The following is a 24854-nucleotide window of genomic DNA, read 5'->3' on the forward strand; positions in this document are numbered from 1 at the left end:
TTTAAAATCACAGGAATTCCACCTCCACGCCACTTTCCCGCAAATAGCTGACGGCCTTGGCGATTTGCGGCTCCTCGCCTTCCAGTTCGACGACCATTTGCCCGTAGGGAATGTCTTTCAGCCGGGAAATGGTGCCCTGCAGAATGGCGAAGGACGTGTCTGTATCCCGCATCGCCCGGTAAAGCACCGGCTCATAGGTCATCTCACCGATGAAGGTCATGCGGACGATGGTGCGGCGGCCAGCCGCTTTTTCCTTGGAAACCGCGGCTAACAGTTCGGCGGAGTTTTCCACCTGTTCGATGAATTCCCGAGTTGTGGGATGCTTGGGTTTCAGGAAAACATGGGCAACTTTCCCGGATTCCACGATTTCTCCATCCTGGATAACGGCCAGACGGTCGCAAATGGAGCGGATGACGTGCATTTCGTGAGTAATCAGCACGATCGTCAGGCCCAGCTTGCGGTTGATGTCCAGAAGCAGGGTGAGGATGGAATTTGTGGTTTGCGGATCAAGAGCCGATGTTGCTTCGTCGCATAACAGGACGTGCGGATCGTTGGCCAAAGCTCGGGCGATGCCGACCCGCTGTTTTTGCCCGCCGGATAGCTGGGCCGGGTATTTATGCTCATGGCCTTCCAATCCCACCAAGGCGACGAGTTCTTTCACCCGGCGTTTGATTTCCGCTGAAGGCATCTTGGCCAATGTAAGGGGAAAGGCGATGTTATCGGCAACAGTCGCTGAGCTGAGCAGGTTGAAATGCTGAAAAATCATGCCAATTTTCCGCCGCTGTTCCTGCAGCTTGCGGCTATCCAGCTTGGTGATCTCGACACCGTCGATGAACACCTCGCCGCTGGTCGGCCGCTCAAGCAGGTTGATGCAGCGGATCAAGGTGCTTTTTCCAGCCCCGGAATGGCCAATCACCCCGAAAATTTCGCCCCGCTCGATCGCCAAATCGATGCCCTTCAAGGCAGGGACGAGGGTGGAGCCCACTTTGTAGCTTTTGTGAATTTGATGCAATCGGATCAATGCATTCACCTCTACCTATAATGAAGGCGGTTTAAACTACTACTTATCCAACAGAGATTCTTGGATTTATATTCGCTAGGTAACATGAAATAAAGGTTATTCAACCTTTATCCTTTTTCTCTCGGCGAGGAATTATCCGCCAGTTATCCGGGAATAAGAAAACCCTTTTCCGCAAAGGAAAAGGGTCGTGGTTTTGGTAAAAAGCGCACTGTCCCTTCTCATTTGTCGGAGCCGCATAAACGCTCCGAGGAATTGGCACCAATTTTCCTGCTTGATAGCAGGACGGTTGCCGGGCATCATAGGGCCTTTCCCTCCGCCTCTCTGAATAAGAAGAACCGCATATTTAATTTGATTTTCCCGATAAAAAAGAAGTTATATTCTAACCTCGGGTTACTAAGTTGCAGTATAGCCTATCCCCCTTCTTCCGTCAACCTATATTCCGACATTTTATATAACTGCTGTATAATCTTGTCGCAATTTGGATTCGAATTGTTCTCTCGACTGAAAAGCATTTAGCCTGAAGCCGCATACAATGAACTCTAACCGAAAGTTGCCGCTCCAGCCCCAAGCTGAAAAAGAAAATGATCAAAAATTTTAAAAAGGGTGTTTCACGATTCCTTGGCAAGGGTATTAAGCGTTGAGACGCTATAATTTCACACCCGTAATATCGGCATTCGCAGGAATGATACTTGATTCACTCATGATCAAGGGGTCCATTCTCGAAGAATGAACCACTCGATAATGTGTGAATTTTTTATTTGCCGGTCTTGGTAAGTAAAAAACGTACATATTAACAAATCCATCCTTGGAGGTTGTACAAATGCAAACGGGTACGGTAAAATGGTTTAATGCAGAGAAAGGTTTTGGCTTCATTTCCACGGAAAGCGGCAATGATGTTTTCGTTCATTACTCTGCGATTACAGGCGAAGGCTTCAAGACCCTTGATCAAGGCCAGAAGGTGCAGTTCAGTGTCGTGCAGGGCGCACGTGGGCCTCAAGCAGACGGCGTTGTCAAGCTGTAAGACAAGGTCCGAACTTAAACCAACGAAACTGCTCTGTACGGAGCAGTTTTTTCTACGTTACAGAATGTTTAAGTTTGCTAAAGTGCTCAAGCACGAAAACATTCTGTACCAAGAAAACCTACCTCTGAAACGCGGTCGCTCATCTTTGTAAAGCCTCGATAGAGGTTTTCTTATATTTCCATTAAAGATTTGAGGTATGCCGTTTGCAACAAGCATTGTCCATTCTCGAAAAATACTATGGTTATCATTCTTTCCGCCCTGGGCAAGAGAAGGCGATCCGTTCTATTCTTGCCGGCAGCGACGTACTGGGCATCATGCCCACAGGCGGGGGAAAGTCCCTTTGCTATCAAATTCCCGCTTTGCTCCTTCCAGGCATAACGCTGGTTATCTCGCCGCTCATCTCACTGATGAAGGACCAGATCGACACTTTGACCAGTATGGGCATCGCCGCCACATTCATCAATAGTTCCGTAAGCGGCTCGGAGGTGGGGAAGCGGCTGAGGCGTGCGGAAAATGGAGAGTTCAAACTCATCTACATCGCACCTGAGCGGCTGGAGTCGGAGCGCTTTCGGGACTTGCTGCGCACTCTGCCCGTGTCGATGCTCGCCATCGACGAAGCTCACTGTATCTCCCAGTGGGGCCATGATTTCCGGCCCAGCTACCGGGCGATCACGGGGCTTCTGGAGCTTTTGCCCAAGCGGCCGGTGGTATCGGCATTTACGGCGACGGCGACACCCGAGGTTACGGAGGATATTACCCGTTACTTGGGCATACCGCCGGAGCATGTTTTTTTGACGGGCTTTAACCGGGAGAATCTGAAGTTTTCCGTTGTGAAAGGTGAAAATAAGCAGGATTACCTGCTCCGCTATATTCGCGAGCATAAGGACGAGGCGGGCATCGTTTACGCCGCGACCCGCAAGGAAGTAGACTCCCTCTGCGCTTTCCTGAACAAGAAAGGCATCTCTGCCGGCCGCTATCATGCCGGTCTTACGGATGTGGAGCGCAAGGAAAGCCAGGAGCGGTTCCTGTTTGACGATATCCGCATCATGGTGGCCAGCAACGCCTTCGGCATGGGCATCGATAAATCCAACGTCCGCTACGTGATCCATTACAACATGCCGAAAAATATGGAAGCCTACTATCAAGAGGCCGGAAGAGCGGGGCGGGACGGCGAGCCCGGCGAATGCATCCTGCTGTTCAGCGCCCAGGATACCATCATTCAAAAGTTCCTCATCGAACAGAGCCTGATGGACCCGGAGCGCAAAGCAAATGAATACCGCAAGCTTCAGGGAATGGTGGATTACTGCCATACCACTCGCTGCTTGCGCCGTTATATACTCGGTTATTTCGGCGAGGATGCACCGGAAGCTTGCGGTAATTGCGGCAACTGCTCCGACGATGTTGAGCTTACGGATTTAACCGTGGAAGCCCAAAAGATTTTCTCCTGCATCTATCGCATGAAGGAACGGTTCGGCGTCTCTCTGGTGAGCCAGGTACTGAAGGGCTCCCGTAACCAAAAAGTGACCCAGTTCGGTTTTAACCGGCTGCCCACTTATGGCCTGATGAGCCGGTTAACGGAAAAGGAAATCGCCGATTTGATTCACACGCTTATTGCGGAAGGCTTTCTTGCCTTATCGGAAGGCAAGTACCCGGTGGTTCGCCTGCAGCAGCAGGCAGCCGCCGTCCTGAGGGGAGAGGAGCCGGTCATCGTTCGCAAACGCATCGCTAAACGTCAAGAGGCTGTAGGGGACGCCGCGTTGTTTGAACGTCTGCGGATGCTGCGCAAAGAGTTGTCCGAGCGGGACAATGTTCCGCCGTATGTGGTCTTCCCAGACAGTACCTTACGGGAGATGAGCGAATCGCTGCCCACCGACCGCGGTTCCATGCTGTCCGTGAAGGGCGTAGGGGAGGCCAAGTTCCTTCGCTACGGTGTATTGTTTATGGAGCTCATCCGCGAGTATACGGAATCCGGCGCCTAAACCGTCGGAGAAGGGAAGCGAGATATGAGTATTCTGATCGTTGACGATAATCCGGTGAATTTGATCATTATCGAAAAAATATTGAAAAGCGAAGGCTACCGCGATTGCATCACGGCGAGCTCGGCCCATGAGCTGTACAAGCTTCTTGGCATTGTCTCGGGGGAGCCTGCGGAAATGCCCGTCGACCTGATCCTGATGGACATGATGATGCCGGAGATCGACGGCTTGGCCGCTTGTCGAAGGATTCATCAAGAAGAAAGGCTAAGAGACATCCCCATCATTATCGTCACCGCCCTGGGTGACTCCAATAAGCTAGCGGAGGCGCTGGATGCTGGGGCTATGGATTATGTCATGAAGCCCATCAACAAGGTGGAGCTGATGGCTCGCATCCGGGTTGCCTTGCGGTTGAAATATGAGAAGGATTGGCATATCGAACGGGACCGGAGAATCCGCAATGAGCTGGATTTAGCCAAGCAGGTGCAGCGCAGCGTGCTAGGGCAGCCGGTGGATAATGAGATCATCCGTATCACGGCAAACTACTATCCATCCTTTGAACTGGCGGGAGACATGTACTCCTGGTACCGGATCGATGATCATCGGTACGGTGTCATTTTGCTGGATATGATGGGGCATGGGATATCCTCGTCCTTGGTGTGCATGTTCATTTCCTCCGTGCTGCAGGATACCATTACCCGGTTGGTGGATCCGGAGCTGGTCATCAACGAGTTGAACCGCTACATGAATCAGTTGTACAGTCTGGAGCACTTTATCCATTACTATTTTACGGCTATTTATCTTGTCATCGACACCCATCGTAAAACCATTGAGTACGTAAATGCCGGCCATCCTCCGGGGCTGGTTGTCTATAAAGACGGAAGCTCCGTTCAGCTTGATAAGGGCAGCTGCGCCGTCGGCTTTTTCGAACAGATTGAAATTCAAAAGGATCGGATCGAGTACTGCGATAACGCGCGTATATTTCTGTTTACCGACGGGCTTCTGGAAGCGGTGGAGAAGCAGGGAGGCGATTTGCATACCCAACTGACATCCGCCGTGACCGGGGATTTGGCTGAAGCGATGGATCGGATCCTGCCGGAGGAAGACCGGGGAAACCAGCAGGACGATATGTGCATGGTGCTGATCGAAACGGTATGACACTGGCAACGAAGATTGGGCCGATCAAAGAGGGGTTGGTGGAAAATGCAGATTTCTCCGTCTAGCTGCGACGAAGAGAGGGAACGGATAGAAATCGAGCTGTTGCTTGAGGGGATATACCGGCATTACGGGTATGATTTCCGCAATTATGCGGCTTCCTCTATCCGCCGCCGGCTCTGGCACCGGGTTAACACCTGGGGGCTCGGCTCCATTTCCGCTTTGCAGGACCGGGTTCTGCATGATCCCGCCAGCATGGCGGAGCTGATGTCCAGCCTATCGGTGAGCGTCACGGAGATGTTCCGCGACCCGGAGTTGTTTGCGGTATTCCGCAAGGAATGCGCTCCCCGGCTTCGGCAGCTTCCGTCTATCCGGTTTTGGCACGCGGGCTGCTCTACCGGCGAAGAGGTGCTGTCCATGGCTATCCTGCTGGAAGAGGAGGGGCTTTTGGAGCGGGCGCGCCTCTATGCCACGGACATGAACGAGGAAGCGCTGGAACAGGCGCGGACAGGCGTCTTTCATCTGCGGAAAATGCGGGAGTATACCCGGAACTATTTGCTTTCCGGCGGTAAAGAAGAATTTTCCGAATATTACACGGTTAAAAACGAACATGCCGTCTTCCACCCCCGTTTTCTGGAAAACGTCGTGTTCGCCCAACATAACCTGGCTACCGACCAGAGCTTCAATGAGTTTCATGTTATTTTTTGCCGGAATGTTTTGATTTATTTCAACAAAACCTTGCAGGACCGGGTCCACGAGCTGTTTTACGACAGCCTAGCCGTAGGTGGCGTATTGGGCTTGGGCAATCGGGAATCGATTAATTTCATCGCCCGTGCGGATTGCTACGAGACGATTTTGCCCCATGAGAAGCTTTACCGTAAAGTCAGATAAACCAAAGCCATCCTTCCGGGTGGCTTTTCTTATGGAAATGACGCGCGTGACTGTCAAGGGGAGCCTCTCTGCGGAGAAGGGCATAGAGGATCGGGTCAAACGCCATACTAAGGAAGGATCAGCGGACTGTCCGGGCGGCTTGAAACACGCCTTATCCCATGTGTTTTCCTGCTTTTTTAACAAAAACGTTACGACTTCAAACCGCGCCCCCTTGTTTCAAGGCTGGACGAGCCGTGTAATTACCTATTACAACATTTGCGGATAGGCGGCAAGAGCCTACAAACGGCTTGGAATCGTTATTTCCGTACGCTTAAGACGAGCATGCAATAAGGTGCTTTGCTTATCCTGCCGGCCGCAAAATAAACAAATGAAAGGTGATCGCACAATGAAGCAAACGGAATGCGTGGCAATGCTTCTAGCCGGTGGAGAAGGCCGGAGACTTGGCGTATTGACAACGAATACGGCCAAACCTGCCGTGCACTTCGGCGGAAAATACCGGATCATCGATTTTACGTTAAGCAACTGCACCAACTCGGGCATCGACACAGTCGGCGTTCTCACCCAATACCAGCCGATGACTCTTCACGATCATATCGGAGCGGGAGATCCCTGGGATTTGAATCGGGAAGAAGGCGGCGTCACCATGCTCGCGCCTAAGATGGAAAACAATAAAATGAATTGGTACAAGGGCACGGCTAATGCCGTTTACCAAAACATCTCGTTTATTGAGCAATATGAGCCGGAGTACGTTTTGATCATCTCCGGTGATCATATTTACAACATGGATTACCGGGAAATGCTGGAGTTCCATAAGATGAACCAAGCGGAAGCCACTATTTCCGTTATCCAGGTAAAATGGGAAGAAGCCAGTCGCTTCGGCATCATGAATATCGACCACGGCAACCGAGTGAAGGATTTCGTGGAAAAACCGGCGAAACCCGAGAGTAATCTTGCCTCCATGGGCATTTATATTTTTAATTGGCAGGTATTGAAATCCTACTTAACCCAAGACGAGAATGATTTGGAATCGAGCAATGATTTCGGGAAAAACATTATCCCCGGCATGCTCCAACAAGGCGCGAAATTATTCGCTTATCCGTTTAAAGGCTATTGGAAGGATGTGGGCACCGTAGACAGTCTGTGGGAGTCCCATATGGATTTGCTGGAGAAGGACGGGCGAATGGTTTTGAACAATATGGATTGGCCGCTCTATACCAATTGTGGCAACCCCGCTTCCCAATACATTGCACCTAGCGCGCAAATTAGCCAGTCGATGATCAATGAGGGCTGTTCCATATTTGGCGTAGTTGATCATTCCGTCGTCTTCTGCAATGTGGAGATCGGAGAGGGAAGCCTGATCCGCGACAGCATTATCATGCCCGGCGTGAAAATCGGAAAGAACGCCGTGGTGCATAAGGCGATCATCGGCGAAGGTACCGTTGTCCGCGATGGGGCGGTCGTCGGGGATTTTGAAGGAGAATCGATTTCGGTCGTCGGAGAAGGCGAAGTGGTCTATAAAGATGCCGACAAGCTGCCGAAAATTTTCGTCCCGAAAAACAAAGTTCTGCTGGAACGGATCGGATGATGAACGTTTGGCATATAGGGATAACGAAAAAGCGCCGCTCGCGAGGAATCGCGGGGGCGCTTTTTTATGATTGTCTTGTTACCCATGCAGCAAGGATTCGGCTCCGTCAATATAGATCGGAGTGCCGGTAATATGCGAGGAAGCGTCACTGGACAGGAAGAGCACTAAATCCGCGACATGCTCGGGCTGACCGGGACCTTTTTGCAAAGGCTGGTCGCCTTTTGGAAACTCCACAGGAATGGTGATCTTCTCGACTTCCGGGGTCCAGTTCGTGTTTTCTCCGATGTTCGTCTCGATGGCGCCGGGACAGATGGCATTCACCCGGATTTTAAATTTGGCCAACTCGAGAGCGGCCATTTGCATGAAAGCGACTTGACCGGCCTTGCTGGTGCTGTATGCGGTGAAGCCGAAATTGGAGAAGACGCGGTTTCCGTTGATGGAACTGGTGATGATGATGCTGCCGCCGTTCTTTTTTAGGTAGGGAACAGCGTATTTTACCGTCAAAAAGGTTCCTTTCAAGTTGATGTTCATGGTAGTTTCCCAATCTTGCACCGTCATTTCCTCGATGGGCGCGAGGGTGCCGTTGATCCCGGCATTGGCAAAGACAATATCCAGCCGTCCCCACAGGTCCACCACATGGCGCATGCCCTTCTCGACCATTTCCGGCACGGAGATGTCCGTCTCCACATAGCACGCCTCTCCGCCTTCCGCTACAATCAGCTGCTGCACCTCTTTGGCGTTTTCCGGCGTACGGTCGAGCAGGCACACTTTGGCGCCTTGACGGGCCAACAGAATGGCTGAGGCGCGCCCGATGCCCGACCCTCCCCCTGTGATGATGGCAATTTTTCCGGCTACTGGTTTCTCCGCGTTCATAAAACGCCTCCTTTAGCGATCATATAATTGTGCTGAAAGTATCCATAATTTAACCGAAAGCCCGGAGGATGAATCATGCCAGGACAATCCAATCCAGCGGGAGAATGGTTCAAAAGGCGGAAGGATGGTTAATAAAAGGGAAAGGCCGGCACCATTTTGCATTTAACGGGAGTGATGCATGTGATCAAAGCAGGAAGCTTTATCCTCATCGCCGCTATGCTCCTAGGCGGAGTTCCTTTTGCAGAATTTACAGTGAAAGAGGCTGCCGTTCCCCAAGCTGAAACCGTCATGCATACCGTCCATCAAGAAGACCGCAAAACACCCCTCCTTTTAAGCTCTGTAAACGGTGTAACCCTCGGGGATGATCGGCAGAGCGTCGCGGATAAAAAAGGCGTCCCCTTCGCCATTCAGCACGACACCGTTGAGCCGGATGCAGAAACGTACGATTACGGGTATATGAGCGTTACGTTTAGCGGTACGGCGGTGGAACGTGTTTCAATCCCCGCGGAAGCAGACACTTTTAAGGTGGAAGGCACCGTTGTCTCCATAGATCCGGCCTCTATTCGTGAAGCATTAGGAGATCCGGACTATATCGCAGAAGATGGGCTCGTCTACCAGAGAGGGGAGCTCTTGTTGAAGGTGTTTCTGGATGCGGAAAAGAAGCGCATCGTTTCCATCGATTATTATTGCCTGGCTAACGTGTAAATTTTCGTCTGTAACGGTATAGAAAAACACCCGGAGCCGCTTCGGGCTCCAGGCGTTTTTCTTGATCATGTCCTTTTCTCTTAGAACATGGGGAATACATAACGGACAAGGAAATATAGTGCGTCCCGGGTATCCACATCCACATTGCGACGGGTTTCCATATCTTCCGCACCTCCTGTTCCTGAAGGAATGGTTGCTCACTTGATCCTTAAACGATCAGGTGCCGTTTGAAACGGTGCGGTAGTGTAAAAAATGTCGGTTTTTGTTATTCTATTGCTATAGACTTATATGGGGCCGTTTATGAAAATCTTTTATTTGCGGGGTGATGGTTTTGGAACGCAATCATTTTGAAGCACAGGTCAAGGAGACGACAGAAGCCGTTACGGTCTTTGTAAGGGGCGAGCTTGACCTGGCGGTGGCACCGCAATTTCGTTCGGTGCTGGAGCCGCTGATTCCATCTGCGAAACCGCTGGTGCTGAACTTAAGCGAGCTTACCTATATCGACAGCACGGGTATGGGTATTATCATTTTTATACTTAAAGCGCGGGCTGAGGGGAAAGCCGGCTTCACCTTGGATGAAGTTCCGGCCAAGATCAAAAAGCTGTTTGACTTGACGGGCATCTCCAAGTTCCTTACAGTGAGAAACTCGACTAATCTGGCGAAGGCGGATGGGGCATGATGCAGGAGCAGCAAACAATTAAGCTCGCCATACCGGCAACAGCCGATTATATTGATTTGGCAAGACTGACGCTGTATGGGGTCGCCAACAAGATGGGTTTTTCCTACGAGGATATTGAAGATATGAAGGTAGCCGTTGCCGAAGCCTGCAACAATGCCGTCCTTCACGCTTATCCGGAAGGAGAAACGGGAACCGTCGACCTTGCCTATGAAATGAGCGAGAACGGATTAGCCATTCACATCCGGGATCACGGAACAAGCTTTTCCTATGAAGAGCCAGCCGCTGATCTGGCGCCGAACGCGCAGCAGGAATTGGCGGATATCAGCGTCGGCGGCTTGGGCATCTATCTGATGCAGGCGCTTATGGATGAGGTCGTCGTAACCAACGACGAAGGCACCCATGTCACTCTGATCAAATATTTGCAGACGGCGGCATCGCGCCATAATGGATATCAAGGCATATGAAAAATCCCGCTGGACTCGCAAGGAGTCGGGCGGGATTTTTTTGTGAGCATTATGCGAGGTGAGCGCGCAGCATCCAGCAGTGTTTTTCCAAAACAGCAGCGGTTTGCGTAAAGAAGTCAGCCGTTACAGCGTCGCCAGCTTCCTCTGCAATTTCGATGCCTTCATGCAGTCCCTTGGTCATTTTCTCGTAATCGGCGAGCAAGGTAGCGACCATTTCCCTTGGCGTTTCGCCGCCTGCGGCTTCTTCGACTACGGAGAGCTTCAGGGCTTCCGTCAGTTTAGCGACGGGTTCTCCGCCCAATGTGAGGACGCGTTCTGCCGTAGCATCCATGTTTTCAGTGGCTTCGTCATACAGTTCTTCGAATTTTGGATGAAGGACAAAGAAAAGTTCGCCCTTAACAAACCAGTGGTAGTTGTGAAGCTTAGTGTAGAGAACGGTCCAGGTTGCGACTTGCTGATTCAGTACCGCGATAACTTTTTCATTTTTTTCAGCCATGGTTTCTGCCTCCTGAAAATTATAGTCTTGTCAAAACTATTATAACGAAATCTGCCGAATTTGATTGTGAAGTTTGTTTCATATAGGGTGCCATCGGGTAACAAAAATAGAAGCAGCACGAGAGATTATGCCTTGAGGAGGGATCAAGTATGATCTGGCAGATCAGCATCGCCATCATCGCTTTCGCTTTCGCGGCTCTAGTGGTCTTTTTGATTCGGACACTGCATCTCTTGCAGGAATCGCTGAAAGAGACCAATCAGACAATCTCGAATGTGCAAAAGGATCTGAATGATGTGAATGGAGAGGTCAAGGGTCTCATCCGCAATACCAACCAGATTACGATGGACCTAAGGCAGAAGATGAAGTCGCTGGATTCCCTTTTTGGCACGGTGGAAAATGTGGGGGATGCTTTGGAAGGCGTTACTTCCGTCGTCCGAAGAGCATCAAACCGCTTCGCCGTGAATGCCAATCACAGCCTCAGTCATGAGCAGAAGCAGGAGCCGGATAAGAAAGTCTATAAAGCGATCAATTGGATCAGCTCCGTCTATGATATTTGGAAAAGAGTCAAACTCCACCGAATGAATGAACGTGAGGTCGCGCGTCACTAGGCGTGCGATTTCTTTTTGCACAAGGGAAGCATGCGCAGGACCTTTTACAGCGTTTCCCATGATTCAGCGAGAAGGCCGTCGGGTAAAAAGATAATGCATGCAAATCGTAGGAGGATAATGAAATGAACATGGAGAAAAAGTTTGCCATCACCAAAAAAGTAACCGTCCAGCGCATCACCATCTACTTACACGGAGAGTTGGATTTGTCCGTCGCTCCGGAAATGAGGGCGGATCTGGAACCTTATATAAATCAGGGCGATCGGGAATTGGTGCTGAACCTGGAAGGGTTGACCTACATCGACAGCACGGGCATCGGCATCATCATCTTGATCCTGAAGCAAAGAGACTCCATCCACGCAACCTTCAGGGTCGAAGACATTCCGCCGTCCATTAACCGGCTTTTCGAGCTCACGGGCATTACCCAGTATCTCGTTACAGACAATATGGAATCAAAGCAAGAGAGGAACGGAGAGATCATATGAACCGCCAGAATCATGAAATCATTCTGACTCTTCCTGCAGACGCCAATTTTGTGGATATTGTCAGACTGGTCTTATACGGAATATCGACCAAGTGGGGTTTTTCTTACGAGGATATTGAAGATATGAAGGTGGCGGTTGCCGAAGCGTGCAACAACGCCGTACTTCACGCCTATAAAGGCCGGGAAGCCGGAAGAATGGAAGTGAAGTTTAGAAATACCGGCTCCGGGATTCAGATCAGTGTCAAGGATGAGGGAAGCAGCTTTGATTATGAGCAAAAAGAGCGTCTCGCCACGTCTCTGCACGATAAGGATTTGAGCGAAATTCGCGCCGGCGGGTTGGGTATCTACATGATGCAAGCGCTGATGGATGAAGTTCAGGTCAATACCGATACAGGAACTGAGGTCGTCCTTACCAAGTTCCTTCAAGGGAATGAGGAAATGGCATGAAGTCGAATCAGACGATGCATGAGCAGGAGATGATTCATAAAATCATCGAGTATCAAAATACCGAGTCCGAGGAGACCGTTACGACGCTGCTGCTTGAATACGAGCCTCTTGTGAAGATGGCGGCAGGCAAGATGTCGCGGAATCGTCCGGATCTTTACGAGGACTTGTACCAGGTGGGGCAGATGTCTTTGCTTCGTCTGTTTAAGCAGTTTGACAGTACGCTGGGCATTCATTTTGAAGCGTATGCGATGAAGAGTCTCATCGGCCATATGAAGAATTATTTACGGGATAAATCGTGGTACATACAGGTGCCCCGGAGAATAAAAGAAAAAGGCCTCATGGTCCAGGTGACCATCGACGAGTTGACCATGCGTCTGGAGCGTTCCCCCAGCATCGATGAGATTGCAGCCGCCCTGGAGTTGTCTCAGGAAGAAACCATCGAAGTGTTGGCGGGTCGGGAGTGCTATAACTACGTTTCCCTGGATACGCCTTTATCCAGTGACGAAGGCAGCGCTACGATCGGCGATTTAATCGGCGGAGAGGGCGATGATTTCCATACGGTAGAAATGAGAATGGACTTGCAGCAGGCTTTTGTTTATTTGAAAGACGAGGAAAAGAAGGTATTGGATATGGCCTATAGCGGAGGACATTCCCAAAGGGCGATCGCCCAAGCCCTCGGTATCTCTCAGATGAGCGTGTCCCGCATCCAGAAGCGGGCTCTTGAGAAGCTGAAGGAATTGCTGGCCGATCAGAAGAAGACAAGCTGATGAGAAGACCAATCCGACCAACCGAATACTACGCGCTTCTTCAGATAAGGAGATGGCGATAGAGTGAATCACGATTGTGTGGCGCTCTGGCGCCAGACTCCTTTTTTTGTTGGTTTGGAGAGACTCGAAAAATTGGCGGAATCCTTGTTTCTCCCGGGATGGGCAAGGGTAAGTAGTAGTACATCGGCTTTTGACAGACAAATCAACGGAAAGGCGGTATGGATCATGATCAAGCATCGGATCGAGTGCTTTGACAGCGACATTTTGGTCTGTGCAACGAGTGATACGTCTTTCGATTTGACCATTCAGGCAAAATCCAATCCCTTAGGTACCGGGAACGCTTTGGAACGATATGCCACAGAGGAAGAAGCAATACGTGCGGCAAACAACTTTTGCAAGATGTATACGGCTGCTCGGGAGAAAGGTTATTACTTCAAGGAGCGTTTTTTTGCCAAGCCGAACAAAGAGAGGATCGATATCAGCGTTTACTTGGGCGCGAGAATGCCCATCGACCAGTTTTACAGCCAGTTGGAGCGGTAAACGTTTGATGTAAGGAAGCGTACAGAAAGCGATGGGAACGGGCTGCCGCCCGTTTTTTTTGTGCAGGCGTATCCGGTAAAGGATGAACCGCAATCTTTCAGGCAATAAAGGTAATAAGCGGAGCGTGAGATACCGGGTTGTGATTAAGAAAAGTCGGTCGTCACAAAGAACCAGCCGGTTCCTCGGAACCGGCTGGTTTGGAATTTGCGGTTATTCGTGATCGTTTTTCATGGCGGAGCGCAAATTGTCTTTAACCGTGTCGGCTACATCGTCGGAAGCTTCTTTTACGGCTTGAGCGGCATCGGATGCGGAGGACACTACCCGCGGCAGTTGGTTCGTTACGGATTTTGCCAGGTCCGAAGCATATTGCCCTACATTGGCAGCCACTTCCGACGTTTTATGACCCATATTGCGGGCGCAGCTTGAGACATCCTCGCGCAGCGCTTTGCCTGATTTAGGTGCCAGAAGCAGCGCGGAAACCGCGCCGACTGCACCGCCGACGATAAAACCGGAAATCATGCCTTTGCTTTTTGCCATTTCAATTCACTCCTTTTCAATTGGTGTTGATTTAGTTTGCGTTGCGGACTCCGCGGAACAGGAGACCCACGAGAAAGACGACGACAGCGGCGCCGATAATGGCCGGAATGATGGCAAAACCGGCGATATCAGGGCCTAGGTGACCGAAGAGGAAGTGGCCCAGCCAGGCACCGACAAAGCCTGCCACCATGGAACCGAGGACACCTCCGGGCATATCGGCGCGGACCAATGCGTCTCCGATGAAGCCGATGATGATGGCCATGATGATGCTGACGATAAGGCCTAACAGACTCACTCGATTCACTCCCTTTTGATTCTTGCTGATGATGTGTGCATCCTACCATATTGTACACATCTCGCAGTGCCTTGAAACAAAGGTTGGGGTGAGGATGATTCTTCCAATAGGCAAAGGGTAATAACTCGTACATTCCGTTTTCAATATATCTTGTTCTTGCTGCCGATGGGGGGGCGTTCTGTGCTGGTATGGCTGCTGCTTGTCGCGATGTTGCTTTTTGTGATCCAGGTAGGTGTCGTTCTTCTTGTGGAATTTCGTAATCCTTCCAAAACGACGGCATGGCTTTTGATCATCTTTATGTTTCCCGTCATTGGTTTTTTTCTTTATTACATGATTGCCGGAGAATATCGAAAACGGAGATATGTGCGCCGCCACGGAAGGAGCCGTGTCCGTTATGTGCTGCCGGAAGCCGCCAGGCATAAAATCGCGGTGGCCAATAACGTCAAAGAGATGAATAACATCGATATCGCGAAGCAAAAGCGGCTGTTCAGCCTGCTAAAAAGCTTTCCCGAATCTCCGATCACCCTCTGCAACCAATCCGAGATTTTTTCGGACGGGACGGCAACCTTCGACGCTATTTTTAAGGCTCTGGAACAGGCACGCCATCACATCCATTTGGAATACTATATCATTCACTCCGATACCATCGGCACCGCCGTCAAAGAGATCCTGATCCGTAAAGCCCAGGAAGGCGTCGAAGTTCGTCTCTTGTTTGACGGCCTTGGATGCTACAAGCTGCCCTCCGCCTATATCGCCGAACTGCAGCAGGGGGGAGTGAAGGTCGGCTGTTTTTTCCCGCTGCGGAATGCCTTCCTGACGCGCAGGCTCAATTATCGGAATCATCGCAAAATCATCGTCGTCGACGGCACCGTCGGCTTTTTGGGCGGCATCAATATTGGGGACGAGTATTTGGGGCGGAATCCGAAGTTCGGCTTTTGGCGGGATACGCATATGCGGCTGGAAGGGGATGCGGTTTATTTTCTGCAGCAAACCTTTATCAACGATTGGGCATTCGTAAAAGGGGAAAAGCTCACGGACAGCGTGTACTACCCCGAGCATAAATGTACCGGAGATGAGCGGGTCCAGATCATGTCCAGCGGACCGGATGGGGAATGGGATACCATCCTTGAGCTGTATTTTGCCGCGATCAGTACGGCGGTGCAGCGGATCCACATCGTGACGCCATACTTTATTCCTGATCCCAGCTTGCTCATGGCAATTAAGACAGCTGCTCTTTCGGGAGTTGACGTGAAGGTGATTTTGCCGGGCATTTCCGATCACATTCTTGTCAAATGGGCGTCTTTTGCGTATATTGAAGAATTGATGAGAGCGGGCGTCCGCTTCTTTCTGTATCAAGGAGGCTTCATCCACGCCAAAATCATGATCGTCGACGAAACCCTCGGCACCGTCGGAACGGCTAATCTGGATATGCGCAGCTTTTTTGACAACTTCGAAATCAATGCGGTCATGTTCGCCAAGAAGACGATCCAGGATTTGGAGGATGATTTTGGAGAGGATCTGGGGAATTGCAAGGAGATTGTACCCGAGGAGTTCGCCAAGCGGACCAATTACCAGCGTATGAAGGAAGTGCTGGCGCGCATGCTCTCTCCTTTGATGTAAAGAAACATGGGAAAGCAGGTTAATCAGGGGAACCGGAAAGGATGGCTGTCATTATGGGTGTTAAATTTGCAAAGGAATATGCACTGATTATGGATGATTTGACCCGCGCGCTGCAGGATGTGGAGGACGTTCAGGAGGCGCTGGGGATGGAACCGGAGGACTGGGGCGGCCTGAATGACGATGAAAAGGCGGAATGCCTGCGGACCCTTGCGGATGACGTGTTCTATGCGCTGGGAGCGGATCCGGTCATGGAGATCGGCTTGGCTACGGTTACCTACGATAAGGGCAACCATGTGATCCGGCTGGCCCATCCGGACAAAGTGGTGCGGATCGTTCATTTGCTTTAGAAGAATAAAAAGGAGCTTGATGGCACTTGAGTCCATCAGGCTCCTTTTTGCGTGTGAGCGGAATTTAATCCATCCCTTTGCTTACATGGATGATGATTTGATCGCCTGTCTTCATATCGGCTCCCGCTTCCGGCTCCTGCTTGAACACCTGATCCTTCTCAGCGGCGTTGCGTTCCAGGAAATACTGATAGTGGAGGCCGTTGGCGATAGCTTGTTTTCCCGCGTCCTCCAAACTCATCCCGGTTAAATTCGGTGCGTGGATCGGCGTGCCTTCTTTCGGCGGTGCCGATCCGTTGTCGTCTGACTGCGTCGCATTGTCGCTTTCCGCAGGCGATGGACTTGCCGCCGCGTCCCCTTTGGCAGAAGGGGCAGTCGTTTGCCCGGGAGCGTTGGAGGATACGGATGTGCTTGAAGATGGGAGATCAGGCGCTGCATCATGCTTGGGCCAGAAGAGCCAAATCAGGAATGCGGCGACAATGATAATGGACAGGATGATGACGATTCTTTTGATAGGTGAGGTACCGGTATCCTCTTCCTCCTCATCGTCATCGACTACAGGTCTGCGGATATAGGCATCGTCGGCCTTTTTGCCGTCGGCTTTAGGCTTCTCTCTTCTGCGGTCCGGAAAAGGCAAATCGTAATCGTATGATGACGATTTCTCATAAGGCGATGATTTCTCGTATGCCGCCGGGCTTCCGGGTTTTTCCGAACGGTCGGAACTATCCGCTCTTTCCGTTCTAGTTGGTGCGGCTTCATACCGGTCTTGCTTTTCATAGCGGTCGGATTCATAACGATCATATTTTTCCGGTTGCTCTATGCTAGTCGGCTGCTTTTCCGACCATTCCTGGGCGATCTGCCGCTGCGGCTTGATTTGCTGCTGGGTATCCGGCTTGCGGAATCCGATGGCACCAGGGAGCAGCAGATCCTGAAAGCCGGCAGCCAGAGCGGATAAGGTTACCTGTCCCTGATAGGAACGCTCGATCCAGCGAATGAGCACCAGCTTATGTTCCTCCGGCGCGTTCAGACGCATCAGGCGCTTACCCGGCTCGTCCATCGCTTCGAAGGGTTCCGGGATGCGGGGAGAACCGGTGAGAAGCTGTAGGAGAAGGCCACACAGCCCAGCGGCTCCCTGCTTGTGAGAAGCGGCTTCTTCCCAGTAATTGATGACGGAGAGCTTCCCTTCGTCGCTGAGCCACAAATTATTGGCTTCTACAGAGTAGGCGGTAACGCCATCTTCTGCAGCTTCCAGCATGTGCGCCGCCAAATCGGCAGCCATGGCGACTGCCTGTGTAAAGGGCCATTGTTTCTGATCGATATCATGGATCAAGGGGATACCGGTTTTGCGTTGAAAAACCACCTGGGTTGAAAAAGCGGAGAAGGAGGTGTCAAGAATATGCAGAAAGCCTTCTTTTGCAAAAGAGGAGGCCTTCCGTAAACGCTGGACAAAATCATCCTCCGAACTCCGGACGTGGTTTTCCACGGTGTACAAAATAACCTCCCGGTTCAGGGCAAGGTCTTCCCCATAGCACAAGGTCCCGAGGGAGACGGGAATGGACTGGGAGCGGGCCATGTAGCGATTTCCCGGATTCGGATTCATGAGACATCATCCTTTCTTGGCATTGCATTCCATTCGATACGGGCTGACGCGGTCAGTCCGCGCTTTGTATGATCAGTATGAGACCGCTTTTTGTCGTGACTGTTCCGATCTCGTCTTCCAACACATTGCTGATGCCCAAGGATTGTCCCATGGTCAGCTCTGCGTCGAAGAGCGGATACTGGAAGCCGGCAAGAGTAATTCCCGCCACCTGTAAGGTGAGAGGAAGGAGGGAGACGTGGGTAAATCTGCCGCGGCGGATCGTTGCGGTCTGTCCGGCGGCTAAGACGATAAGCTCATTATGCTTGTCTATAATTCGGGCATGGATACCGCGGTTCAGCGCGTTCAGCAGCAGGTGCACATTGGCGAGGGAATGGTCGAAACGGGTGCCGAGTGCGCCGAAAAGCAAGATCTCCGCGGGCGGCGGATTCAGCTCAAAGGCTCTCTCCATCGCCATTTCGGTGTCGGTCAAATCTTTATGTACCGGATCGCATTCCTCGTAGCTCGCGCTGCCTGCTCGAACCAAAGCGAGTTCTTCCGGTGTGACGGAGTCGAAGTCGCCTACGGACAAGTCAGGCTTGAGGCCATTTTGCAACAGGAAAAGCGCTCCGCGGTCGGCCCCGATCAAATAATCCCCAGGGTTCACTTCCGCGAGGGCCCAGTCGCCTAAATTGCCGCCGCTAAACAGGATCGCTCTTCGGCCATCCCATCTTTTTGCCGTGTTCGTTTCGATCTGGCTTGCTTTATGTTCTTTTGTGTATGGAGTCATCATGTAAGGATTCGATCTCCCTTTAAAAGTCCCTCTGCCATTTGAAACAGCTCTTTGGAGGGGTGGGTATGAAAGCCAATCTCGGGATCCTGCGCGCCGGCCAGCATCGCCTTTGCTACCGTTTCCGCAGGTATCGGTTTATATGCCCGGAAGGGGCCGCTGAACAGGAACGGGAGCCTGCGGCTGACGACAGCCGCCGTTTCTTCCCCCGGACGATGCTCCTTCCGCTTGCCGAGAAGCAGTGACGGGCGGTAGATGTGAACGGAAGGGATTCCGGATTGCTTCAAGCCCGCTTCCATCAAGCCTTTGGTACGGCTGTAGAAAATCCGCGATTTAGCATCGGCTCCAAGGGAAGAAACGGCGTGAAACGAACGGACATCCTGCCACGCTGCCAAACGGGCGGCGGCCAGTGGGTACTCCAAATCCACTTTGGAGAAGGCAATCTGGCTCCCGGCTTTCTTAATGGTGGTTCCCAAGCAGCAAAAGACGTCGTCCACGGCAAAATACTCACTGGCGCTGTCCAGGTTGTCAAAATCGGTTTCAACAACGGTCAGTCGAGGATGGCTGATTGCAAGGGGTCTGCGGACAAGAACCGCAACCTTGCCGTAATCCTCATCGGCGAGGAGCGCCTGCAGCAGGTGATTCCCTACGAGGCCGGACGCACCTAGCAGGAGAGCACTTTTTTCCCCGCCTTTGCCAACTTCATTATGCATGAATCTCTTCCTTTCTGCCTGCTCCCCCCTTAAGCGAGAGCAGGGATACCTCTACCTAACAGCATAAATCGAACCGGGCAAGAAATCCAGTGGGGGGTCAACGGCCGCTGAAGTTATAATAAAAGCAAAAAGGCAGCTCTCGTCGTCACCGTTGACGATTGGCTGCCTTTATATGCGGGTGATTGCGGAGGATTATGCCGCGTAACGGTTCTCCAATTCCTGAGCGGAGATGCAGATGATTTTCGGAACCAATAGCTCCGTTTTTTGCTTCAACCGCGTTCTTCCTTGAGAATGAACGACGTACATCAGGAAACGCAAGTATATCTTGGTGAAAAAGGAGAAGGGTCCCTTGGGCAGATCCAGCACCGTAAAGCCTAAATGCTCTAGTCCACGGTTGATCAAGCTGACGCCGTACAAGCCCTTCACATCTTTATATCCAGGATCGGATTTAAAAAGGGTGGCGATTTGCGGTAAGATCTGTTCGGTGCGGCGGATCATTTGGATTGCCAGATGCACGGCATTACGGCTGGTTCGGCCCAACTGGTATAAGGTGTCGTTGTTCAGATGCATCTCTGCGACCAAATCGCCTTTTTCGATGCGGACACCGTCGCCCAGAACCATGGACGAGCCGTGGTATTCCCGAAGACGGATCTGGAGAAAGGTATTCTCCGGATCGACCGGGATGATGCCGAAGATTTTGATAAACAGTTTCTCCCATAACATAAAGACGGTAACAAGTCCGCGTTTGAAAATGTTGCCACGGCTATCGGCTTCCTTGCGGCTTCTGTTCATCATTTCATCTACCCGGACAAAACTTAACTGTTTCTGCTTGAACTCCTCCAGCACCTCGCTAAGCGCCTGCAGCATGTAGGAAGGAGCATCTTGATCCGCGCCAAGGGTTTGGCCGCTGTCATGCAGCAGGATAATGGAGCCGTCCGTCACTTCGGCGGTAAGCCGCTGTTTCAGGTCGGTGCGGCCGACCCGGCTGCTCCAGTCATGAGCCATGACAGACCATAGCACGATCTGATACTGTCCCTTGAGGAAGAAATCGAAAATGTTGATGATCCCCCAAGGCGGCCGATAATAAGTCGGTCGAACTCCGGTTATCGATTCCACTATGTCCGCTGACCGGTTTACGTGATACTTTTTGACGCGCCAGGGGGTCATCAGCCAATTGCTGAAGTGGACGTAATTATGGACACCAATTTGGTGTCCTTCGTCGTGGATCCGTTTAATCAGTTCCGGATTTCGTTCCGCTTTCGCTCCGAGAACGAAAAAGGTCGCTTTTATGCTGTGTTCCTTCAGCAGATCCAGCAGCTTCGGGGTATATTCGGGATCCGGCCCGTCATCGAAGGTAAGAGCGATTTGCCCTTTTCCGCCTTTGCGGTACACTCCGAGACCTAGCATACGGGTGAGGATCCACGGAAGCAGCATATACACCATGAGGAAGATCAAGCTCCCCCAAAGCAGCTTTTCTTTCATGAGCCCAGTGTCCTCCTTAACCAATACAATAAGATGAGGAAAGGCGAATAGCCGCAGTGCTTATGCCCGCGCGTAGACAGCCGGGCGCAGGTCATGGGGCAGCTCCACGCTTTCCGTATGCAATATCGCGTCCAAGGCAAGATAGGCCGCTTGAGAATTTTCCAATCTGGCAGCGTTTTCCTTGAGTTGGATCAAGCTGTCGGGGTTCTTCAGAAGAGCCTGAAGGTGACCGACCAACTCCGTGTCGGATTTGGCTTCCAGCGCGACGCCTTCCTTAATCAAATAAGAGGCGTTGTCTTTCTCTTGTCCGGGCAGCGGCTTGTAGAGAAGCATCGGCAGCTTGAGGGCGATGGCTTCCGAGGAGGTGAGCCCTCCCGGTTTGGTGATAGCCAAATCGGCCAAAGCCATCCATTCGTGGATATCATCCACATAGCCCTTCAACGTAATCCGGTCCCGGTAGGGAGCCGTGTCGGCTTCAAGCTGCAGGCGCAGCTTCTCGTTGCGGCCGCAAATAATGATAAATTGCATTGTCTTAAGTATATCATCTGAGAACAAAGTAGAGAAACACTCTTTTGCGATTAGCCCAAACCCTCCGCCCATTACCAGCACGACAGGAACGGACGGGTCAAGATTATGCTTGGCGCGCAGGGCATCCCGGTTCAGCTTGGCGCTGAATTGCGAGCGTATGGGGATGCCGGTTACGGAGATTTGCTCGAAAGGGACGCCGTGACGGATCAGAGCATCGCGCACATGACCCGAGGCGACTATGTAACGGTCGGTGTAGGGATGCAACCAGTAGCTGTGGTCCGTATGATCCGTGATAACCGTGACCGTCGGCAGATCGGTCAGTCCGTTCTCCTTCAGCATGGAGATGCCGGCGGCTGCCCCGGGAAATGTGCTGACGATGACATCCGGACGCACGTCTTCCAGAAGGCGGACAAGCCGGCTCAAGGTATAAAACTTCAATTTTTTAAATAGGTGGGAAAAGGCGTTTTCGTCTCTTGTCTTTTGAAATAGGTACCCGTACATGAGTGGAAATTTGGTGATCCACTGGGTATAACAATATTTTCCCACATTGTGCAATTTGGGATGAGTGACCACGGAGAAATTGACCACTTCCGCATCGACTTCCGGATCATGCAGTTTTGCCGCCTGTTTAATGGCGCTAGCTGCCTGAATATGCCCGTCGCCCAGATCACCGCACAGGATGAGTATTTTCTTTTTTTGTAACGAAGCCATTTTCGTACACCCCTTTGATCCGATGGTTGGCAGCCGTATGGCCAGTCCTCAGGCTTCAATTTCTATTGTAAACGAAACGGAGCCGCTCTACCTTAGATTTTTATAAAAAAGTTCAATTTTGTCGCCAGCCTTAGGTCTGGGATTGTTCCTAGCCTGATTCAGCCGGGGCAAAGGGGGTAAGTAGAAGGATCAAAACGAGCGGCTTTTGGCTCAAGCGGATGGAGGGACCATCGTGAAACGCAAAGGAATACGATTTGCTCAAAACTTATATGGCCGTTTTCAGGATGACGAAGTACCGGCGCTGAGCGCTCAGTTGACGTATTATTTGATCCTTTCGTTTTTTCCTTTCCTAATCTTTCTCGTCTCGATTATCAGCTCAACCTCTCTCTCAACGGCTAGCATCATTTCGGGTATTACATCCGTTATGCCGCAAGCTTCCCATTCGACCATTGTTTCCGTGCTGGATGAGATTGAAAGGAGCAGAAGCTCGGCACTCTTGTCCATCGGGATGATCGGCACCATTTGGTCGGCGTCCAAAGGAGTGGATGCCGTGATGAAAGCCATCAATAAAGCATATGATCAACCGGAAAACAGGCCGTATTGGAAAACGAAGGGGATTTCCCTTGCGGCTACCCTGCTGCTGGCGATCGCGATTGTGATGACCTTCGGCATGCTGATATTCGGCAAGTGGATCGGAGAACGTCTGTTTTACTTCCTGCATGAGCCCGTCAGCTTTGATCCGCTGTGGAGCATCGCCCAATACGCGATTCCCCTTTTGGTCATGGCATTGGTGTTTACCCTTTTGTACAAGTATATTCCCAATATTCGTCTGAAATTCAAAGAAGTACTGCCCGGCGCCGCGTTCAGCACCATCGGCTGGATCGTCACGTCGGCGTTATTTTCTTTCTATGTCAATCACTTCGGAAACTATTCGAAAACGTACGGCAGCTTAGGCGGCATCATCGTTCTTCTAACCTGGCTCTATATGAGCAGCATCTTTGTTGTGTTAGGCGGAGAAATCAACGCTACTCTGCACTTTGACTGTCATGGGTTGGCTAAACCGCTCGGGAAAAAATTCGCGTTGGAGCAGATCCCGTTCCTGCGGGAGAAGATGAAGGGCAATCCCGAAAGTGCTCCGGCTGTGATCAAGCCCCTCTATAGAAAGGAAGCCGATGCTCATACCGGTGCTGGATCATCCACCCGCCGAACGCACCATCCGATGGGGGGATAATCTCTACATCAAAAAAGCCGCTGGCGCGGCTTTTTCCTACATCAGAAAGTATATATTTTTTACACTTAACCTGATTCCACTACGGTAAACGTCGCACGTCCAGTATGGACGGCGTCAGCCGTTTATCCTTGGTTATTGGGCGGTAATCTCGGTGCTGTTGATGAAGTCGATAATCGCCTCGGAGCAAATATCCGGGTTGATTTTCGACCGTTCCTTGAGCAGGAGATTGCGATTGTTGACGAATTCGGGATATTCCTCGATCAGCTTCTGGAACCAGTCGTCAATGGTTTCCAAGTCTTTAATGGCTTCTCCGTGCCCGTTACCCACAAAATAATGAAGATTCTCTTCCTCTTGTCCGGGCAGCGGGGCGTAGAACAGCATCGGGATTCCTTTTGCCATTCCTTCGGTGCAGGTCATACCGCCGGGTTTCGTTACGAGAATGTCGGAAACCTCCATCAGCTTTCCAATATCCCGGGTATAGCCCAAGAGCCGGATATTGGGGTGCTGCATACGGGGGTCCTCCATCAATTTCTGCAAATGCTTCTCGTTGCTGCCCAGACAATAAATAAGCTGGACCTGTTCCCGGTACTGGTTGGCATGAAACATCAGTTCTTCGTTGTTGATCAGCCCCCAGCCCCCTCCCATAAAGAGAACGGTGGGCATTTCTTTCAATTGAAACTGGGTGCGGATTGCCGCTTTGTCCGATTGCCCGTAAAAATCGGGGTGAACGGGAATGCCTGTCACCTGGATGACCTCCGGGGCGATGCCTTTTTCGATCAGCTTCTCCCGGACATCGTCCGTGGATACCAGGTATTTGTTGACCCCGGTGTCCACCCATGTCCCATGGGCGTCATAGTCCGTAATCACCGTACACAGCGGCGTAGTCAAACCGGAGCGTTTCAGCCGGGACACCACTTTGCTTGGGAAAGGATGGGTGCAGACGATGACATCGGGCTTCAATTGACGGATGATTTCTTCCGTACTGTTGTAGAAAATCCGGTGCAAGGCCATGGAAGCGATGGGATTGAGCGATTTATTGTATTGATGCTTATAAAGTTTGGCGTACAGCTTCGGTTGAGAGATGAGGGTCTTCCGGTATGCGGAGTAAATCAAGGGTGCGATTGTGGGATGCTGAAAGGCTCCCAGTTCCATGACCCGCGTTCGCACCATGGAAGAATGCCGGCGAAGGCCAATGGAAATCGCATGGGCTGCCTGCGTATGGCCTGTACCGAATCCCTCGGATAGAAGAAGGACTCTCTTTTTTCTCATGGTCATTCACCTAGCCTTATATCTAATCCCACTTCTTCAAGCAGGGAACCAA

At 51.4% G+C, this 24854-nt stretch carries 28 protein-coding genes and 1 riboswitch; of the genes, 17 read left to right on the forward strand and 11 right to left on the reverse strand.

Annotated features, from left to right (window positions below; all coding sequences use genetic code 11):
- Positions 1 to 7 precede the first annotated feature (7 nt).
- The gene (locus tag TJ79_RS20020) at positions 8 to 1021 is read right to left on the reverse strand and encodes a methionine ABC transporter ATP-binding protein (protein WP_040952110.1); all 1014 of its coding nucleotides are present in this window, start codon (positions 1019 to 1021) and stop codon (positions 8 to 10) included.
- A gap of 215 nt (positions 1022 to 1236) precedes the next feature.
- Positions 1237 to 1353, reverse strand: a riboswitch (SAM riboswitch).
- Between the two features lie 488 nt (positions 1354 to 1841).
- Here TJ79_RS20020 and TJ79_RS20025 point away from each other — a divergent pair.
- From TJ79_RS20025 to TJ79_RS20050, 6 genes are all read left to right on the forward strand, one after another.
- Entirely contained in the window at positions 1842 to 2042 is a 201-nt protein-coding gene (locus TJ79_RS20025; protein WP_040952111.1) for a cold-shock protein, read from the forward strand.
- A gap of 203 nt (positions 2043 to 2245) precedes the next feature.
- Entirely contained in the window at positions 2246 to 4021 is a 1776-nt protein-coding gene (gene recQ / locus TJ79_RS20030) for a DNA helicase RecQ (protein ID WP_040952112.1), read from the forward strand.
- A gap of 24 nt (positions 4022 to 4045) precedes the next feature.
- Positions 4046 to 5173, forward strand: a complete 1128-nt coding sequence (locus TJ79_RS20035; RefSeq protein ID WP_040952113.1) for a SpoIIE family protein phosphatase — start codon at positions 4046 to 4048, stop codon at positions 5171 to 5173.
- Between the two features lie 45 nt (positions 5174 to 5218).
- Positions 5219 to 6061: a CheR family methyltransferase gene (locus tag TJ79_RS20040; protein WP_040952114.1), complete on the forward strand. Its 843-nt coding sequence runs from the start codon at positions 5219 to 5221 to the stop codon at positions 6059 to 6061.
- A gap of 31 nt (positions 6062 to 6092) precedes the next feature.
- Entirely contained in the window at positions 6093 to 6326 is a 234-nt protein-coding gene (locus TJ79_RS20045) for a hypothetical protein (RefSeq protein WP_040952115.1), read from the forward strand.
- 120 nt (positions 6327 to 6446) lie between these two features.
- Entirely contained in the window at positions 6447 to 7646 is a 1200-nt protein-coding gene (locus tag TJ79_RS20050; protein ID WP_052339789.1) for a glucose-1-phosphate adenylyltransferase, read from the forward strand.
- Positions 7647 to 7724: 78 nt separating this feature from the next.
- Here the strand turns inward: TJ79_RS20050 and TJ79_RS20055 are convergent, their stop codons facing one another.
- Complete coding sequence (locus tag TJ79_RS20055; RefSeq protein ID WP_040952116.1) at positions 7725 to 8519, reverse strand: SDR family oxidoreductase; 795 nt, start codon at positions 8517 to 8519, stop codon at positions 7725 to 7727.
- 180 nt (positions 8520 to 8699) lie between these two features.
- Here TJ79_RS20055 and TJ79_RS20060 point away from each other — a divergent pair, with 180 nt between their 5' ends.
- From TJ79_RS20060 to rsbW (TJ79_RS20070), 3 genes are all read left to right on the forward strand, one after another.
- A complete protein-coding gene (locus tag TJ79_RS20060; protein ID WP_040952117.1) occupies positions 8700 to 9224 on the forward strand; it encodes a hypothetical protein in 525 nt (174 codons plus the stop codon).
- 325 nt (positions 9225 to 9549) lie between these two features.
- A complete protein-coding gene (locus TJ79_RS20065; protein ID WP_040952118.1) occupies positions 9550 to 9903 on the forward strand; it encodes an STAS domain-containing protein in 354 nt (117 codons plus the stop codon).
- On the forward strand, positions 9900 to 10367 hold the full coding sequence (rsbW, locus tag TJ79_RS20070) for an anti-sigma B factor RsbW (RefSeq protein ID WP_052339790.1): 468 nt from the start codon (positions 9900 to 9902) through the stop codon (positions 10365 to 10367). The genes TJ79_RS20065 and rsbW (TJ79_RS20070) overlap by 4 nt, the downstream gene beginning before the upstream one ends.
- A 49-nt stretch (positions 10368 to 10416) precedes the next feature.
- Here rsbW (TJ79_RS20070) and TJ79_RS20075 read toward each other — a convergent pair whose 3' ends face one another.
- Positions 10417 to 10863: a Dps family protein gene (locus TJ79_RS20075; RefSeq protein ID WP_040952119.1), complete on the reverse strand. Its 447-nt coding sequence runs from the start codon at positions 10861 to 10863 to the stop codon at positions 10417 to 10419.
- A 149-nt stretch (positions 10864 to 11012) separates the two neighbouring features.
- On the opposite strand from TJ79_RS20075, the gene TJ79_RS26195 reads away from it, so the two are divergent.
- From TJ79_RS26195 to TJ79_RS26200, 5 genes are all read left to right on the forward strand, one after another.
- Positions 11013 to 11471, forward strand: coding sequence for a DUF948 domain-containing protein (locus TJ79_RS26195; protein ID WP_052339791.1), 459 nt, complete (start codon positions 11013 to 11015; stop codon positions 11469 to 11471).
- Positions 11472 to 11593: 122 nt separating this feature from the next.
- A complete protein-coding gene (locus TJ79_RS20085) occupies positions 11594 to 11953 on the forward strand; it encodes an STAS domain-containing protein (RefSeq protein ID WP_040952120.1) in 360 nt (119 codons plus the stop codon).
- Positions 11950 to 12399 (forward strand): anti-sigma B factor RsbW, encoded by a 450-nt coding sequence (gene rsbW, locus TJ79_RS20090; RefSeq protein WP_040952121.1) that lies wholly within the window; start codon positions 11950 to 11952, stop codon positions 12397 to 12399. Before TJ79_RS20085 ends, rsbW (TJ79_RS20090) begins: the two co-directional genes overlap by 4 nt.
- On the forward strand, positions 12396 to 13166 hold the full coding sequence (locus TJ79_RS20095) for a sigma-70 family RNA polymerase sigma factor (RefSeq protein WP_040952122.1): 771 nt from the start codon (positions 12396 to 12398) through the stop codon (positions 13164 to 13166). Before rsbW (TJ79_RS20090) ends, TJ79_RS20095 begins: the two co-directional genes overlap by 4 nt.
- Positions 13167 to 13391: 225 nt before the next feature.
- Entirely contained in the window at positions 13392 to 13706 is a 315-nt protein-coding gene (locus tag TJ79_RS26200) for a hypothetical protein (RefSeq protein WP_155987969.1), read from the forward strand.
- Positions 13707 to 13916: 210 nt separating this feature from the next.
- On the opposite strand, the gene TJ79_RS20105 is transcribed toward TJ79_RS26200, so the two are convergent.
- Entirely contained in the window at positions 13917 to 14243 is a 327-nt protein-coding gene (locus TJ79_RS20105) for a YtxH domain-containing protein (protein ID WP_052339793.1), read from the reverse strand.
- A 31-nt stretch (positions 14244 to 14274) separates the two neighbouring features.
- Positions 14275 to 14532 carry a GlsB/YeaQ/YmgE family stress response membrane protein gene (locus tag TJ79_RS20110; RefSeq protein WP_040952153.1) on the reverse strand — a complete coding sequence of 86 codons (258 nt, stop codon included), beginning with the start codon at positions 14530 to 14532 and terminating at the stop codon, positions 14275 to 14277.
- A gap of 189 nt (positions 14533 to 14721) precedes the next feature.
- Here TJ79_RS20110 and cls point away from each other — a divergent pair, with 189 nt between their 5' ends.
- Positions 14722 to 16158, forward strand: a complete 1437-nt coding sequence (gene cls / locus TJ79_RS20115; protein WP_040952154.1) for a cardiolipin synthase — start codon at positions 14722 to 14724, stop codon at positions 16156 to 16158.
- A gap of 53 nt (positions 16159 to 16211) precedes the next feature.
- Positions 16212 to 16505 carry a hypothetical protein gene (locus TJ79_RS20120; RefSeq protein WP_040952155.1) on the forward strand — a complete coding sequence of 98 codons (294 nt, stop codon included), beginning with the start codon at positions 16212 to 16214 and terminating at the stop codon, positions 16503 to 16505.
- 64 nt (positions 16506 to 16569) lie between these two features.
- Here the strand turns inward: TJ79_RS20120 and TJ79_RS20125 are convergent, their stop codons facing one another.
- The 5 genes from TJ79_RS20125 to TJ79_RS20145 all read right to left on the reverse strand — a co-directional run bounded on the left by TJ79_RS20125 (position 16570) and on the right by TJ79_RS20145 (position 22302).
- Complete coding sequence (locus TJ79_RS20125) at positions 16570 to 18102, reverse strand: PASTA domain-containing protein (RefSeq protein WP_040952123.1); 1533 nt, start codon at positions 18100 to 18102, stop codon at positions 16570 to 16572.
- A gap of 52 nt (positions 18103 to 18154) precedes the next feature.
- A complete protein-coding gene (locus TJ79_RS20130; protein WP_238323084.1) occupies positions 18155 to 18871 on the reverse strand; it encodes a thiamine diphosphokinase in 717 nt (238 codons plus the stop codon).
- A complete protein-coding gene (locus TJ79_RS20135) occupies positions 18868 to 19581 on the reverse strand; it encodes an oxidoreductase (RefSeq protein WP_040952124.1) in 714 nt (237 codons plus the stop codon). Before TJ79_RS20135 ends, TJ79_RS20130 begins: the two co-directional genes overlap by 4 nt.
- Before the next feature lie 192 nt (positions 19582 to 19773).
- Complete coding sequence (locus tag TJ79_RS20140; RefSeq protein ID WP_081757029.1) at positions 19774 to 21063, reverse strand: polysaccharide deacetylase family protein; 1290 nt, start codon at positions 21061 to 21063, stop codon at positions 19774 to 19776.
- Positions 21064 to 21123: 60 nt separating this feature from the next.
- The gene (locus TJ79_RS20145; protein WP_052339795.1) at positions 21124 to 22302 is read right to left on the reverse strand and encodes an MGDG synthase family glycosyltransferase; all 1179 of its coding nucleotides are present in this window, start codon (positions 22300 to 22302) and stop codon (positions 21124 to 21126) included.
- A gap of 232 nt (positions 22303 to 22534) precedes the next feature.
- Between TJ79_RS20145 and TJ79_RS20150 the strand changes: the two genes are divergently transcribed.
- Complete coding sequence (locus TJ79_RS20150; protein ID WP_238323085.1) at positions 22535 to 23533, forward strand: YihY/virulence factor BrkB family protein; 999 nt, start codon at positions 22535 to 22537, stop codon at positions 23531 to 23533.
- A 132-nt stretch (positions 23534 to 23665) separates the two neighbouring features.
- Here TJ79_RS20150 and TJ79_RS20155 read toward each other — a convergent pair whose 3' ends face one another.
- Complete coding sequence (locus TJ79_RS20155) at positions 23666 to 24802, reverse strand: UDP-N-acetylglucosamine--LPS N-acetylglucosamine transferase (protein WP_040952125.1); 1137 nt, start codon at positions 24800 to 24802, stop codon at positions 23666 to 23668.
- Between the last annotated feature and the right edge of the window lie 52 nt (positions 24803 to 24854).

Origin of the sequence: Gorillibacterium massiliense, assembly GCF_000455485.1 — a bacterium.
GTDB lineage: Bacteria > Bacillota > Bacilli > Paenibacillales > NBRC-103111 > Gorillibacterium > Gorillibacterium massiliense.

What these genes read in the sequence shown, in the direction of transcription:
- TJ79_RS20025 (WP_040952111.1), top strand. Translation starts at nt 1,842, where the DNA reads ATGCAAACGGGTACGGTAAAATGGTTTAATGCAGAGAAAGGTTTTGGC.
- TJ79_RS20035 (WP_040952113.1), top strand. Translation starts at nt 4,046, where the DNA reads ATGAGTATTCTGATCGTTGACGATAATCCGGTGAATTTGATCATTATC.
- TJ79_RS20040 (WP_040952114.1), top strand. Translation starts at nt 5,219, where the DNA reads ATGCAGATTTCTCCGTCTAGCTGCGACGAAGAGAGGGAACGGATAGAA.
- TJ79_RS20045 (WP_040952115.1), top strand. Translation starts at nt 6,093, where the DNA reads ATGGAAATGACGCGCGTGACTGTCAAGGGGAGCCTCTCTGCGGAGAAG.
- TJ79_RS20050 (WP_052339789.1), top strand. Translation starts at nt 6,447, where the DNA reads ATGAAGCAAACGGAATGCGTGGCAATGCTTCTAGCCGGTGGAGAAGGC.
- TJ79_RS20055 (WP_040952116.1), bottom strand. Translation starts at nt 8,519, where the DNA reads ATGAACGCGGAGAAACCAGTAGCCGGAAAAATTGCCATCATCACAGGG.
- TJ79_RS20065 (WP_040952118.1), top strand. Translation starts at nt 9,550, where the DNA reads ATGGTTTTGGAACGCAATCATTTTGAAGCACAGGTCAAGGAGACGACA.
- rsbW (WP_052339790.1), top strand. Translation starts at nt 9,900, where the DNA reads ATGATGCAGGAGCAGCAAACAATTAAGCTCGCCATACCGGCAACAGCC.
- TJ79_RS20075 (WP_040952119.1), bottom strand. Translation starts at nt 10,863, where the DNA reads ATGGCTGAAAAAAATGAAAAAGTTATCGCGGTACTGAATCAGCAAGTC.
- TJ79_RS26195 (WP_052339791.1), top strand. Translation starts at nt 11,013, where the DNA reads ATGATCTGGCAGATCAGCATCGCCATCATCGCTTTCGCTTTCGCGGCT.
- TJ79_RS20085 (WP_040952120.1), top strand. Translation starts at nt 11,594, where the DNA reads ATGAACATGGAGAAAAAGTTTGCCATCACCAAAAAAGTAACCGTCCAG.
- rsbW (WP_040952121.1), top strand. Translation starts at nt 11,950, where the DNA reads ATGAACCGCCAGAATCATGAAATCATTCTGACTCTTCCTGCAGACGCC.
- TJ79_RS20095 (WP_040952122.1), top strand. Translation starts at nt 12,396, where the DNA reads ATGAAGTCGAATCAGACGATGCATGAGCAGGAGATGATTCATAAAATC.
- TJ79_RS26200 (WP_155987969.1), top strand. Translation starts at nt 13,392, where the DNA reads ATGATCAAGCATCGGATCGAGTGCTTTGACAGCGACATTTTGGTCTGT.
- TJ79_RS20105 (WP_052339793.1), bottom strand. Translation starts at nt 14,243, where the DNA reads ATGGCAAAAAGCAAAGGCATGATTTCCGGTTTTATCGTCGGCGGTGCA.
- TJ79_RS20120 (WP_040952155.1), top strand. Translation starts at nt 16,212, where the DNA reads ATGGGTGTTAAATTTGCAAAGGAATATGCACTGATTATGGATGATTTG.
- TJ79_RS20125 (WP_040952123.1), bottom strand. Translation starts at nt 18,102, where the DNA reads ATGAATCCGAATCCGGGAAATCGCTACATGGCCCGCTCCCAGTCCATT.
- TJ79_RS20130 (WP_238323084.1), bottom strand. Translation starts at nt 18,871, where the DNA reads ATGATGACTCCATACACAAAAGAACATAAAGCAAGCCAGATCGAAACG.
- TJ79_RS20135 (WP_040952124.1), bottom strand. Translation starts at nt 19,581, where the DNA reads ATGCATAATGAAGTTGGCAAAGGCGGGGAAAAAAGTGCTCTCCTGCTA.
- TJ79_RS20140 (WP_081757029.1), bottom strand. Translation starts at nt 21,063, where the DNA reads ATGAAAGAAAAGCTGCTTTGGGGGAGCTTGATCTTCCTCATGGTGTAT.
- TJ79_RS20145 (WP_052339795.1), bottom strand. Translation starts at nt 22,302, where the DNA reads ATGGCTTCGTTACAAAAAAAGAAAATACTCATCCTGTGCGGTGATCTG.
- TJ79_RS20155 (WP_040952125.1), bottom strand. Translation starts at nt 24,802, where the DNA reads ATGAGAAAAAAGAGAGTCCTTCTTCTATCCGAGGGATTCGGTACAGGC.